Source organism: Neobacillus sp. FSL H8-0543, assembly GCF_038592905.1.
GTDB lineage: Bacteria > Bacillota > Bacilli > Bacillales > Cytobacillaceae > Neobacillus.
Window position 1 is genome coordinate 3,565,396 of the sequence record NZ_CP151943.1, and the last position, 14,313, is coordinate 3,579,708.

Sequence of the window (14,313 nt, forward strand, 5' to 3'; positions counted from 1 at the left end):
CAGTTTAGTTGTAGAGCGAAAAATACCATGATGCTAGGTACTCTACTCTATTCAAAAAGGGATTAATAATGGATGAAAGCTCAAGGTGTTTTAAGAATATCGATGGATTATATTAAATTTGTCGTTGCAATGGAAAATAACTGTATAATATATTAGTGAATAATTTAGTTCCTTTTTTAGGTCCTAACGAAAGGAGATCAACATTGAGCGATATAAACAATACTAAGGATATTTTAGAGCGAGTATCTGATGCGTTTTATTCGTTAAATAATGAATTAAAATTTGAATATATAAATAATATTACAGAAAAACTTTTACAAATTAAATTTGAAAATGCGATTGGACAATATATTTATGATGTATTACCACACAGTGACTTGCATAAATTTGTAACACGATATAAAAAGTCATTGTCGGAACAAGTACCTCTAGAATTTGAAGAGTATTTTAACAATAAATGGTATGAAATAAGGGCATTTCCTTCTGAGGAAGGCTTGTCTGTATTTTTTAGAGATATTACAGAACAAAAGAAAGAGTTTCAAAAAATTAATTTTCTAGCTAATTACGATGTTATAACAAAAATACCGAACCGTTTTTACTTTAATAAATACTTAAAACGCAAGTTACAATCCCAATCTATTGCTGGTTTATTTGCCGTTTTATTTATAGACATTAATAATTTTAAAATTGTTAATGATATATATGGTCATGAAGTAGGTGATCAGTTATTAAATCAAATTTCAAGACAACTAAAGAAAAAAATAGATCAATTTGGTTTCATAGCTCGATACTCTGGAGATGAGTTTCTTGTAACGCTGGAAAAACTTGATGAAAATGAAATTTCACCTTTGATTGAACGAATAATCGAATCATTTTCAAGTCCATTTTGTATAAATGGGTATGACATAAAAATTTCAATCTGTGTTGGGGTTAGTCAGTTTCCTAAGGATGGACAAAGTGAAGGATTTTTAATAAGACATGCAGAAAATGCAATGTATCAGGCAAAAAAAGAGGGTAGAAATAAATATAAGTTCTACGCCTTTGATGAGAATGAAGGAAGACTAGACGCTTTAAAAATAGAGGTGGAGCTCCATAAGGCGATAAAAAATAATCAGTTATTACTTCATTATCAGCCTAAAATCGATTTAAATACGGGGAAAATTGTGGGTGTTGAAGCATTAATTCGTTGGGACCACCCAGTATGGGGAATGGTATCACCAGGAACATTTATACCCATTGCTGAAGAGACAGGATTAATTTTACCTATTGGTGAATGGGCTTTGAATGCTGCTTGTAAACAAACTAAAACTTGGCAACAACAAGGTTTTTCAACAGTTGTTTCCGTCAATTTATCAGCTATTCAATTCAATCAAACTAATATAATTGATATTATTGAATCCATTCTTCAAAAAACAGGATTAGAGCCACACTTTTTAGAAATTGAGATTACTGAAACTATGACAGTCGATATTGACCGTACAATTTTTATGTTACAACAGCTTAAAAAGATTGGTGTCCGTGTAAGTATTGATGATTTTGGTACAGGTTTCAGTTCATTAAGCTATTTGAAAAACTTTCCTGTTGATACCCTAAAGATCGACCAGTGTTTTGTTAAAGAACTTCGAAACAACCCGAATGATGAAACCATGGTTAAAACCATTATTTCAATGGCTCATAATCTAAATTTGAATGTAGTGGCAGAAGGAATTGAAACAAAGGAGCAACTTGTTTTTCTACAACAGCATATATGTGATGATGGTCAAGGATATTTCTTAAGTAAGCCATTAACACCTTATCAATTAGAAGAAAAACGGTTTGAAATTGAAAAAATAGTTGAAAAACACGGAATTCCAAAGGATCTAAACCATCAAATGTTGATGGATGAATTATTGAAATCTGCCCAAAGAGAGTTACAAGATACGATTCGTTTGCATCAAGGGATGATATTTAAGTATAAAAAAATTAAAAATCGATTTATTCATACACAGTGTGATGGGGAATTATTATACCGTTTTGGAATACTTTCTTCTCAAGTGATAGGAAAAGAGTTAGAAGATTTTCTACCTTATCAAAATGCAATTGATAAAACTGCCTACTATAGGAGGGCATGGGAAGGAGAAGAATATGTTACTTATGAGGACGAGCTAAATGGAATTAATTATCTTGCAACTTTACGTCCTATTAAAAAGGCGGGAGTAGTAGTCCAGGTGATTGGTTCATGTATTGATATAACAAAACGAAAAAAAGCGGAGAGAGCTTTACAAGAAAGCGAAGCTAAATATCGCCTGATTGCTGAAAACATGATGGACATAGTAATGTTATTGGACATGAATGGAATGATTTTGTGTGCATCACCTTCACTTGGAAAAGTAATGGGTAATCCATTAAAATTATATGTAGGTAAAAGTTCGTTTGATTTAATACATCCTGACGACAAACAAAGCGTGATGATGGGATTTGAACATGTACTAAATACTATGACTCCATTAAGGATGGAAGCTCGTTTATTGAACATTAATGGGAAATCGGTATTATTTGAAGGACTAGGTACCCCAGTCCTTGGAGAAAATGGCGATCCAGAACATTTTATATTAGTGGGGAGAGACATTACAGAAAAAAGGGAAATGGAAGAACAGCTCTCAAAATCAGAGAAATTATCAGTTGTGGGTCAACTTGCTGCAGGTGTTGCACATGAAATTAGAAACCCTATAACTTCAATAAAGGGATTCATTCAACTTTTAGAAGAAGGAATCATGAAGAAAGAATTTTTCAAAGTAATTTCCAAAGAATTTAAACAAGTTGAGGAAATTCTTGAAGAATTTATTAATCTTGCCAAACCAAAAGAAATTCAATTAAAAAAGGTTAATATTAAAACTATAATTAAAGAAGTTGAGACATTATTAAAACCAGAAGCAAATTTGAAAAACGTAGAAATTTTCCAAGAGTATAAACAAAATCTTCCTCAGATTATGTGTGATACAAACCAAATAAAACAAGTTTTCATTAATATAATTAAAAATAGCATTGAAGCAATTCCTAAAAATGGGTTTGTAGAACTCCAAGGCAGTATAGAAGGAAAAAATGTCCTAATAAAAATAATCGATAATGGAATTGGGGTAAGTGAGGAGCGAGTTCAGAAATTAGGTGAGCCGTTCTATAGTAATAAAGAAAAAGGTACTGGTTTAGGTTTAATGATATGTTTTAGAATTGTTCGGGAACATAATGGGTCAATAAAAGTAAAAAGTAAAGAAAATGAAGGTACTACGGTTGAAGTTAGGTTACCAATAAAAACTTGTCAATAGGAAGAAACCTAATGAATTAAACCATATATAGCTAGTTAGGGAAAGAATATGCAGGAAGGTAATACAACGGCATTAAAAGCAAAGGGAAAAACCCCCAATGGCTTATTCATTTGTTATGAAATTAATAAATTAGATTGTGAAAAAATGTACTTAAAGTAACGGGTGCAAGAGTTGAAGAACCAGCTGACGAACTGAGCGGCTTTTTTCTTGTTGAACTAACGTGGCAGGAATGCGGAATAAGCAATAGTGAAACGATTGTATAAAAATAGAGGAAAAATGACGGATATCATCTTTGCTCTATTTTACCTTGTTATTGGAAGACTCTGTAGTCTGCCTATTTTAAAAATTTTACTTCATACCTCTTTGACTTTTTTACTTTTTAATGAGTCCATAATAAATCTAAAAAAAAGTATGTATATGGAAGTAGCAAGAAGGTAAAAAGCAAATGAATTAAGAAAAGTCCATCCACTAAACTTAAAAACATTAAAAAACACAGCTAACCATTCAAAGCCTAGAGCAAAAAGAGACCAAAGGATCACATATGCAGTAATATAAATACCCTTTGGATCAAACTTGTCAAATAAGTACACACATAGTAATGCATAAGGGGAATACATCAAATACGTTATTATGTCTGTTACCTCGTATTTTTCAAGGTCATTAAGGTCATATAAATCCAAGGGTGGCGTTGCAATCAGGTGATCCATAATAATAGCAATAGTTACAGTGAACAAAATCAATAAGATAGAAATTACAAGAGGGTATCTTTTTGGGAGGAACAAAATCAATATAAAACCACAAACAATGGTAAGAATTATAAACCATTCATTTTCGTTAAACTGTTCTGGCAATGGTAACAATTAGCTCATCCCTTTTCTAAGAATTTTTCTAAAGCTAGTAGAGAGGTAGCTTATAGGAAGTAAAATGACAACCCACTCTATTATGGAATAAAAAAGATTCCATTTTACAAAATCATATACATTAAGAAGATTGGCTAGATATTCAATCCCTATCAAAAGGGGTATTAAAATAAATAGCATAATCCAATTTTTCCTGTTTTTTGCCCCTTGGGTTTTATCTATATACCAAATAATAAGTACAGGAATAAGGAAGACCCTGATAAGTGCCATTGTCCAATAACTAGTTGAATGGCTATTAAAATTGATCATCTCCATATTCAATGCGAAGATGGTCATAAAGTTATGGTGAATAATGTTAGTTACCATCCAAATGAAGAATATTTCAAATAGATGAAGATTCTTTTTGGATACGGCATATGTAAGATTTATTATCAGTGTTAATGCAAAAAAAATTGAAAATGCCATAGCTCCTCCACTAAATTGCTTTTTTTAATAGTTTTATCTCTCTATGTTTAAAATATTCCTTCTTCAACTAAAGGGTGCGTTGGTCCAGGAGGATTAACGTCCTTTTTTTAATGTTGCAATAAATCAGGAGCTTATCCGTATGTATGGTGGCGATAGAATGTTTCAATGTGGGTCCAGGAGAACACAGACTGTTAAATTTAAGGGATATGGAGCCCTTTTTAAATACAGTTTTGAAATACTCTCCTGTCGATGCTTGTTTTTGTGTTAGCTGTGGTAATGTATTATTACTAAAAGTAAGAAACCCAGAAAAGTTCATTTGAATTTTATACAATGATTACGGTAATGAAAGGGTAACAGTGACGGGCAGGTTGAAGATCTACCTGTGTAATATATTGAAGGAAAAAATCAGCTGTTTAATAGCAGCTGATTTTTTATTGCATAAAAAATACGATACTGCCCCTATTGATCTTTAAGGTTTAAAGCTGTATGTGCATCCTGCAGTCTCACATTTAATTGGTCACCTAAATTATTAGGGTGATAATATCCATTGGCAGTCATAAAATCCGTTATCTTTGCATGTGTATCCACTGCATTTCTTAATTGCTCGCGAAGAGCTGATTTTAATTCAGGTGTAGCTGTTTCAGTAATAGCAAATGCGAGATTTCTGACGGCAGATTTAGATGAAATCAGAAAATCCGAGGCGATTGCCCGTTCTGTTAAGCCTCCCATTCCAGCCATATTTTGCAGTAGATTAGTCATTGTGAGTCTCCTCCCGGTTTGTAATAAAGGTCTGAAGTTGCTTCAGACCTTGACTTCCTGATTCTAAATCACCAGAAAGAATTGTTTTAAGATCTCCATCAGGAAGCAATTTGCTCATAGTTACAGCTTTTGTTAAACATACTGTTTTAAATGCAATTAACTCGAGTGTCTCCAGTGTTTCATGAAGACCTAAATATTTTGTCAAGAGTATCTCTCCAATCTTTAAAAACTTCTCTTATCTTACTTCAGACAGGAGATTCATATTCCACCAAAAATATTCCATAACCAGTAATATTTCATTGAATAATATTAACATATTATAGGGATTTTAATTTCAGGAGGTGAAGTCATGGAGAAGGAAATCTTGGCTTATCATGAAACAATGGAAACACATGAGATATTAAACCTGAAAACAGTATGCTTATTGAAATCAAAGCTTATGCAGGGGCTTTGCTTCGATAATGATTTAAAAGCACTGATGGAAAAAGATGTTCAACAGTCAATCGCAGCGATAAATGAACTTAAAGAATTTTATAAAGGTGCAAGAACCAATTATATAGGGTGAGGTGAAAAAAATGGAAATGGATTATTTGGATCCCCAAGGGGCTGAACATATGCCAGAAATGGCAGATTCAGGCATTGCATTGGAATTTCTTCTTTCAGTTAAAACGGGCATTCATACATATGCCATTGCGTTAACTGAAACAGCGAGCCTGGAGTTAAGGGAAGCATTATACAGGCAAATGGAACAATCCATTGATTTACACACAGAGATATCTGAATTGATGATAAGCAAGGGCTGGTTATATCCGAACGATGTTGGCAAGCAAGTTGAGTTGGATCTTAAATCTGCCGACAATGCTTTAATGATTGCCGGGATGAACTTATTCCCGAATGATACGGATAGACTTGGAATGTTCGCAACGCCTAATAAATAAGGGGGGTAAGAAAAAATGAAAGCTGTCACGTACCAGGGGAATAAAAATGTCCAGGTTAAAGAAGTAAAAGACCCAAAAATTAAAAATCGCGATGATATCATTATAAAAATAACATCTTCTGCTATATGTGGATCGGATTTGCATTTGCTTCATCAAATGATTCCCAATATGCCAACTGATTACGTAATAGGTCATGAACCGATGGGGGTAGTCGAAGAAGTTGGACCGGAAGTAACAAAATTGAGTAAAGGGGATCGGGTAATTATTCCCTTTAATGTAAGCTGCGGGCATTGCTGGTACTGTAACCATGACTTAACTAGCCAATGTGATAATTCTAACCCTCATGGTGACATGGGCGGTTTCTTTGGATATTCAGAAACAACCGGTGGATATGCTGGCGGACAAGCTGAATATATGCGAGTTCCATATGGAAACTTTACTCCCTTTAAAATACCGGCGAATTGCGAAGTAGAAGATGAAAAGTTAGTGTTACTTGCAGATGCAGCCTCAACAGCTTATTGGAGTGTAGATCACTCTGGTGTCAAAGCTGGTGATACTGTAATCGTTTTAGGATGTGGTCCAGTAGGTCTCCTTGCTCAAAAATTTGCCTGGTATAAAGGTGCTGAGCGAGTTATTGCTGTCGATTACATCAATTACCGGCTTGATCATGCGAAACGAACCAATAAAGTGGAGACTGTAAATTTTGAGGAACATGAAAACGTTGGCGAATATTTAAGAGAGATAACACAAGGCGGAGCAGATATCGTTATTGATTGTTCAGGTATGAGCGGCAAGATGACTCCTCTTGAATATCTTGCATCCGGAATGAAGCTTCATGGCGGTGCAATGGGCGGGCTTGTCATTGCGTCACAGGCAGTACGCAAAGCTGGGACCATCCAAATTACCGGTGTTTATGGGGGACGTTATAATGGTTTCCCGTTAGGAGACATCTTCCAAAGAAATGTTGACATTAAAACGGGTCAAGCCCCAGTTATTCCGTATATGCCTTTTCTTTATAATCTTATATCTGAAGGAAAGGTTGATATTGGTGATGTAATTACACATGTTCTTCCATTAGACCAGGCAAAGCATGGATACGAAGTTTTTGACACAAGGACCGATAATTGTATAAAAGTCATTCTAAAACCTTAAATTGAATAAATCTAAGATGAATTCCTATAAATTGTTTTAAAAAATGGAGATTGTTATTTTGTATAACAAGGACTTATAATTTGGGATAGCAGTTTTTGGTATACTATTAACAACTATTTACACCGCAATACTTGCATCACAATTAATGGTCACAAAACATAAGGTTGATTACCTATATTTCACCGATAAATTTACAGAAAGATAAAACAATCATTTAAGGCGGTGATCATCCATCGTCTTTTTTGTTGAATCAATGATTTCTTAATTTGATACTGAAATAGACTTCCTGTTCCTTATCGCCTTTACCTTTGACAATGGTGGATCGGTTCGACCAAATAATTCTGCCTCTATCTAAGGAAACAATCTCTCCTATTCGGCACCAGTGGAGAACATTAATTCAAACAGAGCCTTTTCCATTGGGGTGCAGCAGGCTTCCCGTAAGTGCTCAATTTCCATTTCGGTTAGAAATTTAGGGATTCTTTTCCCGGTTTTGGGTTATTTTTTTTTAGCTGCTGGGTTTTTGGGAATATGCCCTTCTTCATGAGACCATCGAAAAAATGATTTCATAAAACGAATTCGATGAGCCAAACTTGCAGGCTTAGGGCTTTCACTTGATTTTGCTAAATAAGATTTTAATTGTTCTGCTGTGATCGTATCAAGTTGAACATCAACATCTTTAAAAAAGCGTATAAGTAAGGTGTATAGTAGTTTATATGCTTTTAATGTTTGCGACGAAAAGCCTTCAATACGTTTATCAGATTGATACATTTCCCATGCTTGAGACAATAACAAGTTCATCTCTCCCTAAAAATTCTTTTTTACAGGAATTATTGACCTGATTTGCGAAATTGAAACGGTAGCTCATATTGAGCTAACGGGCAGAATAGTTGAACAAGGAATTAACCAAAATAGGTGGAATTGCGGGAAATTGATAGTAATACAGTCTCAATCTCTCCTTGAAATGGTTAAAAAGATTCCTTTAAAAGAAAATTTTCTCAACAAGTATGTGTGATTAAAGAAGTCATTTAATATCCCTCTTTTAGGTGAATTTGAATTAATAAAATAGTATTTGGAAATTTTTATTTGCTATGTATTGGGTGATTTACCAATTTTAACAAAATGTAAAACCATCCTAAAAAAGGATGGTTAAAGAAAATGGGCAAATTTTATTTTATATTTTAATAAAATTGTACGCTAAATATTACTAGGAAATTAACACAATATTGATTAGCACCAAAAAGCACCCAAAGGATGACTTATAAGAAATTAATAAATAAGGTATTGCGGATAATATGGATATGGAGGATATGGATACCAGTAAACATATCTATAAGGACCATATAATGTACTAACCAATAGACCGCCCAATACTCCACCCAGTAATCCTGCTAGAAAGGGGTTTCCAAGATAGGGTCTCCAAAAAAATGGAGGTCTCCAGAAAATAGGAGGTCTCCAAAAAAAAGGTCTTAGAAAAGGCGGTCTAATGAAAATTGGTCTCCTTATAATTCGTTCATCTGTATTTGTTATATCTATTTGTTGTGGCATAACCTGTACTTCTGAATTCATAAAAACAGTCCTCATATCTTTTTGCTATTAAGAATATGCTTTTACCTATCCCGTTTCTTGTGCTTATATCATTGTTTTTAATAATTCCAACCATTAATGTCAAGCCAAGTTTTCAATAAAACAAAGGACCACGCGTTACTTTTATTGAGGTATTTGGAAACCCTTCAATATCAAAAAAGAGAAAAACATGGGTACCAATTGTTTTCGTTAATCCCAGGGTTATATGTTATAAACTTGTTACTATTTGCACATTTTAAAAGGTAAAAGAGGGTGCTTATTTTGGGATGGATTTTTGGACTTTATTTATTAAATACTGTTTTTATGATAATTATGGCGATTCGAGAGGTACGGCGACCAGCAGTGGCTTTAAATTGGATAACCATTAGTTTTATATTCCCTGTAATTGGATTTGGGCTTTATTTAATTACATCAAATCCCATACGTAAGAAGCGCCGTAAAAAGCCGACTTCTACTTCTAACGAATCAGACACGCTGCCTGATTCCCTTGGCAGTTCAGCTCAGGTGATCGCACAAGCATTGAAACATTTGACCGTGGATGGATTGAGGACTGGTCATGTACAGGTGCTCATAAATGGGATTAAAACCTATGATATACTAATGGAATCTATACAGAACGCAAAAAAAACGATTGACCTGGAATATTACATATATAAAGACGACCAAATTGGAAGGCGTATTACGGACTTACTGATTGAACGGTCATTGGACGGTGTGAATATCCGTTTTATAAGAGACGGTTGGGGGAGCAGAAAATTATCTAAAACTCTGATTTTTCGGATGATGGATGCAGGAATAGAATGTCGGACTATTTTTCCTTTACGTCCCCCTTGGATTTTTTCAACTTTGAATAACCGGGATCATTGTAAGATTGTTCTAATCGACGGTAGGGAAGCTTTTACCGGTGGGATTAATATTGGAGATGAATATACCGGATTAAAGCCAAATGTAGGACACTGGCGTGACACTCATGTAAGAGTAGTGGGTGAAGCTTCATCTGATTTGAAAATGATCTTCGAAGACCATTGGAATATTGCTTCACCAGAACTAATAAATACAAAATCTAGAATGAAAACAAAAACTGGAAAAGATGGTTCCCCCATCACTCCTACAACCAGCTTATCAAACCCATTTACCATGTTGACAGAATGGAGCACCGAGTTGGGGACTATTGAAGAAACAAACGCGAATGAAGTTCCGACCAATGGGATGCACCAAGCCTATGTACAGACAGTGGAAGGCAATCCTGGTATTCCTACGCCAGTTATTAGGCAGGCTTACTTTATCGGGATAACACAAGCCACAAAGACCGTTGATATCACCACACCCTACTTTGTACCAGATCAAGATATTATTATGGGACTTAAGACAGCAGTTGAACGTGGAGTACGTGTAAGACTGCTGGTTCCTCGTCAAGAGGATCAAAAAATCGTAGAACATGCAAGTTTTACTTATTACGGAGAGTTGTTGGAAGCAGGGGTTCATATCTACCTATATAACAAAGGCATGCTGCACGCGAAGTCGATGGTTATCGATGGGGAAGTAGCGGAAGTAGGAGCAGCAAACTATGATATGAGAAGTTTTCGCTTAAATTACGAAGTTTGTGAATTTTTTTACAGTAAAGACGTGGCAAAAGACCTTACAGAACAATTTGAGCGGGACCTACATGATTCTGTCTCTTTACAAATGAAGGATATATGTCAGCGCTCTCCTTTACAGAGGTTAATGCAGCAGGGTGCCCGTCTCCTTTTTCCGTTGTTGTAGCCATTAACATAGTATCAAATTTGGGAATACAGAATTGGAAGAGAGATTACTGGTTTATTTTTAAGTTGTTATATAATAATTGTGAAAGGTTTCACTTAAACTAACGGGGTGCTTTAGTTAAACAAGTGGCTGCCTGTAAGGGTAGCTTTTTCTTATTGAACGAACGAGCAGGTTAGTAAAAAAAAGAGGAAATTCACATTCGTATCAAGAACAAATATTATAAATGAAAGGAGTGACGAAGATGATTGAAAGAATTGACACTGTATGCTTAAAGGTAATTAATGTTGAAGAATCAAGTGAGTGGTATCAAAATATTTTGGGGTTTAAAGAGACTTATAAAGGTGAGGGCTATCGAATTCTGAGCATTGGAAACAGCAAGGTGCCTTTAACTATTGAAGAAGGAGATGTAAAGCCTATTAATAACGGTACATATCCTATATTTTTTTCAAAAGATATTAATAAAATATATAAAAAACTAAAAGAGCAAGGTGTTAATGTTAGTGAATTGCACAATGACGGTGTAAACAACTTTTTTGATTTTTATGATCGAGACAACAATAAACTACAAATTTGTTATTGGAAATAAATTAAGAGCTTCTTATTCAACTACCGTGGGCGAAGAGCTGAAGATTGGGATTGCTACGGTGATCCTTTTTTTGTGTGCTAACGGTCAGTTTAGTTCAATAATGGGTTGAATTTGATGTATAAAAAAACGCTTCATCTTTTATCTGCGGCGAAAAATAGAGAAGCGAATTAATTTTAAACGTTTTTATTTTAGCGTAATTGAATTTAGTTATTTTGTTTTTTAAGCTTTTCCTCAATATAATTTTTAAAGAGTTCATTCAGCAACTTATTCCAACCATTTCGATGATTTTGTTCCCACTCTGGCTCTAAAAGACCTACCACTTGATGGGATAGTTTTAAAACGGTTGCTGAACCTTTTTCTTCTAATTTAAAACCGTAATTACTGTTAACTGCTCCTTTCATTTCACTGATAGGTCCGTTGAGTCTAATTTCATCTGACTCCTTAAAATAAGTCACTATCCCCCAAATGATTCCTTGTCCATTTCCCCAATCTTCATAAAAACGACCGCCTAACTTAGGCTCAAAAAAAAGTGTTCCTTTATCTAGGACTCCCTTTGTCCCAAATGCCCACCATTCATTAATATCTTTTGTTAATGAATCAAATACTAAATTTCGTGGTGCATTGATTAAAATTTCCTGTTCTATCTGAAACGAACTAACCTCTGGTTTCTGTGTTTGGTTTGACATTGTTAGTATACTCCCTTCATTCATTTCAAGTTTTTCTTTTAAATTGACTAGCGATGTTGAAAATTGTGATTCATAACGATTTATCCAGCGATTATAAAGCTGTTGTATTGGAATAGCATTAAAAAAGTACAGTCTAAATCGTCCCTGTTTCCTCGATACTACCAGTTCTGCTTTCTGCAAAATATCGAGATGTTTCATAACGGCAAATCTAGATTCTAAAAATTTATCGCATATATCCGAAGTGGACATTGGACCGTCCTTTAACAAATCGAGTATGTCTCTTCTTGATTGATGGGACAATGCCTTAAATACCGATGTTAAATCTTCGTTATTCATTTTGGCTCACCTTCTGGTCTTTATTTAATAAGTTAAGACCTCCTTTAATTATGTTACCTTTTTGTAACGTGACCAAATAGAAACATATTAAAAAATATATTGTCAAATAACCACAGAAAATAAAATTTTCCATTTGCAATTTCTTTCTTTTATATTGTGAAGAAATGTACTTAAACTATCTGGTGCGATAGTTTAAGATCACCAGCTGCTTCGGCGGCTTTTTTTCTTGTTCCACTAACGGTGCAGGTTAGTTGAAGAAGCATTGTCAAACAAACTGCATAATTTCTATGGAAGTATTCTATGGTAATATAATAATATATTAGAAATTAAGATTATTTATTTAATCTAAATGGAGAGGGATTGTTTGTGATAGTGCGTTCGAAGAAATTAGATGGGAGCATTAAATCCAGCTCTTTTCTGATTGGACTTGGTTTATTGGCGGGTATAATAACAAGGTTGACGGATTTTTTTCCATATGATGACCTATGGAGTTTCAGCTCAATAGCGACTTTATTTGGCTTCTGGATGTTAACGGTAACATTAGTGATATACGTTAGTTCTTCAAATAAAAATGCTGCTATTAATGTTTTCTTGTACTTATTCGGTATGAATTTCAGCTTTTACTTTTTGAAATATATACTTGGCTTTTTTGTTCCAAGATTTTATGATGAAGGGTTTCAATGGAATCTATTTATACTTTATAATATTTTGGCTTTAGTATGTAGTGCTATTGCTTACGTGCTATACTTCTGGAATAAAGATAATAAGCTGAGCAGCTTTTTGTATGCATTACCAGTAAGCGGATTAGTTGCGGAAACAATTGGTATAAGTATCTATTTGTATAATAATCATACTTTTTTATTTCAATTGATTTTTGATTTCCTGAGTCTGATAGTATTAGGCTGTTGGTTTTATAAAAAAGCAAATAATAAATTGATTTATATAATGACAATTGTCGCTGTATCTTCCATAGTCTATTTTGTGGTTTACCGTCCATTTCTCTAAGTGTTTTCCATTTTGCATAGAAGTTATATTAATATTTATAGAATAGGTTATACAAGGCAACCTTTTTTAACTATTGCTTTTTTGATATTAATTCATACTTAAACTAACGGGGTGCTTTACTTCAAGAAGGATTATAGCCTTTTTCTTATTCAACTAAAGCAGCAGGATAGTTTAAGAAAATTAATAAATCTTGGGGAAAAGAAGTCTAAGAAAAGAAGGTGCTAAATTATGTTTTTAAAATTACAAACTGAACGTTTAACTTTACAGCCTTTCAAAAAAGAGGATGCAAGTAGAATTAAAGATTTGGCAAATAACAAAGAAATAGCAAGTATTCTCGGTCTTCCACATCCATACGAATTGGAATATGCTGAGGATTGGATTGCTGTCCAGCCAGAACAAATCGAAAAGGGAGTGGAATACCCTTTAACAATAGTATCAAATGAATTAAACGAAATAATAGGAACTATTACAATAAGGATTGATAATAGTAATAATAAAGGTGAACTTGGTTATTGGATTGGAAAAGATTATTGGGGGAACGGGTTTGCTACGGAAGCAGTACATAAGATAATAGAATTTGGATTCACTCAATTGAATCTAAACAAAATTGGGGCATCTGCCATTTCCAGAAATAAAGCATCAAAAATAGTTTTGGAGAAAGCTGGATTACAAAAAGAAGGAACATTAAGGCAAAATAGACTTCTAAAAAATAAGTATGAAGATGTCGATATATATGGTCTTTTACAAATAGAATATAAAAAAAGTTATTAAAGTAACGGGTGCAAGAGTTTAAGATCACCAGCTGCTTCGGCGGCTTTTTTTCTTGTTCCACTAACGAAGCAGCTTAGTTCAATAAGCAATAAGAAAAAAAGACTA

Annotated in this window: 14 protein-coding genes; 8 read left to right on the forward strand and 6 right to left on the reverse strand. The window is 34.0% G+C overall.

Annotated elements, in window-relative coordinates:
- Positions 1–203: 203 nt before the first annotated feature.
- A complete protein-coding gene (locus NSS81_RS17790; RefSeq protein ID WP_342429985.1) occupies positions 204–3,302 on the forward strand; it encodes an EAL domain-containing protein in 3,099 nt (1,032 codons plus the stop codon).
- Between the two features lie 353 nt (positions 3,303–3,655).
- Here the strand turns inward: NSS81_RS17790 and NSS81_RS17795 are convergent, their stop codons facing one another.
- The 4 genes from NSS81_RS17795 to NSS81_RS17810 all read right to left on the reverse strand — a co-directional run bounded on the left by NSS81_RS17795 (position 3,656) and on the right by NSS81_RS17810 (position 5,591).
- Positions 3,656–4,153, reverse strand: a complete 498-nt coding sequence (locus NSS81_RS17795) for a hypothetical protein (protein ID WP_342429986.1) — start codon at positions 4,151–4,153, stop codon at positions 3,656–3,658.
- 9 nt (positions 4,154–4,162) lie between these two features.
- Positions 4,163–4,627: a hypothetical protein gene (locus tag NSS81_RS17800; RefSeq protein ID WP_342429987.1), complete on the reverse strand. Its 465-nt coding sequence runs from the start codon at positions 4,625–4,627 to the stop codon at positions 4,163–4,165.
- A 459-nt stretch (positions 4,628–5,086) separates the two neighbouring features.
- The gene (locus tag NSS81_RS17805; protein ID WP_342429988.1) at positions 5,087–5,386 is read right to left on the reverse strand and encodes a spore coat protein; all 300 of its coding nucleotides are present in this window, start codon (positions 5,384–5,386) and stop codon (positions 5,087–5,089) included.
- Entirely contained in the window at positions 5,379–5,591 is a 213-nt protein-coding gene (locus NSS81_RS17810) for a hypothetical protein (RefSeq protein WP_009330592.1), read from the reverse strand. The genes NSS81_RS17805 and NSS81_RS17810 overlap by 8 nt, the downstream gene beginning before the upstream one ends.
- Before the next feature lie 144 nt (positions 5,592–5,735).
- Between NSS81_RS17810 and NSS81_RS17815 the strand changes: the two genes are divergently transcribed.
- The 3 genes from NSS81_RS17815 to NSS81_RS17825 are packed head-to-tail and all read left to right on the forward strand — an operon-like array spanning position 5,736 to position 7,476.
- Entirely contained in the window at positions 5,736–5,951 is a 216-nt protein-coding gene (locus NSS81_RS17815; RefSeq protein ID WP_342429989.1) for a spore coat protein, read from the forward strand.
- 10 nt (positions 5,952–5,961) lie between these two features.
- On the forward strand, positions 5,962–6,324 hold the full coding sequence (locus tag NSS81_RS17820; RefSeq protein WP_207502343.1) for a spore coat protein: 363 nt from the start codon (positions 5,962–5,964) through the stop codon (positions 6,322–6,324).
- A gap of 15 nt (positions 6,325–6,339) precedes the next feature.
- Complete coding sequence (locus tag NSS81_RS17825; protein ID WP_342429990.1) at positions 6,340–7,476, forward strand: zinc-dependent alcohol dehydrogenase; 1,137 nt, start codon at positions 6,340–6,342, stop codon at positions 7,474–7,476.
- Between the two features lie 495 nt (positions 7,477–7,971).
- Here the strand turns inward: NSS81_RS17825 and NSS81_RS17830 are convergent, their stop codons facing one another.
- Complete coding sequence (locus tag NSS81_RS17830) at positions 7,972–8,244, reverse strand: site-specific integrase (RefSeq protein ID WP_342429991.1); 273 nt, start codon at positions 8,242–8,244, stop codon at positions 7,972–7,974.
- 1,077 nt (positions 8,245–9,321) lie between these two features.
- Between NSS81_RS17830 and NSS81_RS17835 the strand changes: the two genes are divergently transcribed.
- Positions 9,322–10,824, forward strand: a complete 1,503-nt coding sequence (locus NSS81_RS17835; protein ID WP_342429992.1) for a phospholipase D-like domain-containing protein — start codon at positions 9,322–9,324, stop codon at positions 10,822–10,824.
- Between the two features lie 241 nt (positions 10,825–11,065).
- Positions 11,066–11,410: a VOC family protein gene (locus tag NSS81_RS17840; protein ID WP_342429993.1), complete on the forward strand. Its 345-nt coding sequence runs from the start codon at positions 11,066–11,068 to the stop codon at positions 11,408–11,410.
- A 203-nt stretch (positions 11,411–11,613) separates the two neighbouring features.
- Here the strand turns inward: NSS81_RS17840 and NSS81_RS17845 are convergent, their stop codons facing one another.
- Complete coding sequence (locus NSS81_RS17845) at positions 11,614–12,432, reverse strand: metalloregulator ArsR/SmtB family transcription factor (RefSeq protein WP_342429994.1); 819 nt, start codon at positions 12,430–12,432, stop codon at positions 11,614–11,616.
- 366 nt (positions 12,433–12,798) lie between these two features.
- Between NSS81_RS17845 and NSS81_RS17850 the strand changes: the two genes are divergently transcribed.
- Positions 12,799–13,437: a hypothetical protein gene (locus NSS81_RS17850; RefSeq protein WP_342429995.1), complete on the forward strand. Its 639-nt coding sequence runs from the start codon at positions 12,799–12,801 to the stop codon at positions 13,435–13,437.
- 228 nt (positions 13,438–13,665) lie between these two features.
- Positions 13,666–14,208 (forward strand): GNAT family protein, encoded by a 543-nt coding sequence (locus tag NSS81_RS17855; RefSeq protein WP_342429996.1) that lies wholly within the window; start codon positions 13,666–13,668, stop codon positions 14,206–14,208.
- Positions 14,209–14,313 lie beyond the last annotated feature (105 nt).

Coding starts and splice junctions, on each gene's coding strand:
- NSS81_RS17805 (WP_342429988.1), bottom strand. CDS start 5,386: ATGACTAATCTACTGCAAAATATGGCTGGAATGGGAGGCTTAACAGAA.
- NSS81_RS17825 (WP_342429990.1), top strand. CDS start 6,340: ATGAAAGCTGTCACGTACCAGGGGAATAAAAATGTCCAGGTTAAAGAA.
- NSS81_RS17855 (WP_342429996.1), top strand. CDS start 13,666: ATGTTTTTAAAATTACAAACTGAACGTTTAACTTTACAGCCTTTCAAA.
- NSS81_RS17840 (WP_342429993.1), top strand. CDS start 11,066: ATGATTGAAAGAATTGACACTGTATGCTTAAAGGTAATTAATGTTGAA.
- NSS81_RS17820 (WP_207502343.1), top strand. CDS start 5,962: ATGGAAATGGATTATTTGGATCCCCAAGGGGCTGAACATATGCCAGAA.
- NSS81_RS17800 (WP_342429987.1), bottom strand. CDS start 4,627: ATGGCATTTTCAATTTTTTTTGCATTAACACTGATAATAAATCTTACA.
- NSS81_RS17845 (WP_342429994.1), bottom strand. CDS start 12,432: ATGAATAACGAAGATTTAACATCGGTATTTAAGGCATTGTCCCATCAA.
- NSS81_RS17815 (WP_342429989.1), top strand. CDS start 5,736: ATGGAGAAGGAAATCTTGGCTTATCATGAAACAATGGAAACACATGAG.
- NSS81_RS17830 (WP_342429991.1), bottom strand. CDS start 8,244: ATGTATCAATCTGATAAACGTATTGAAGGCTTTTCGTCGCAAACATTA.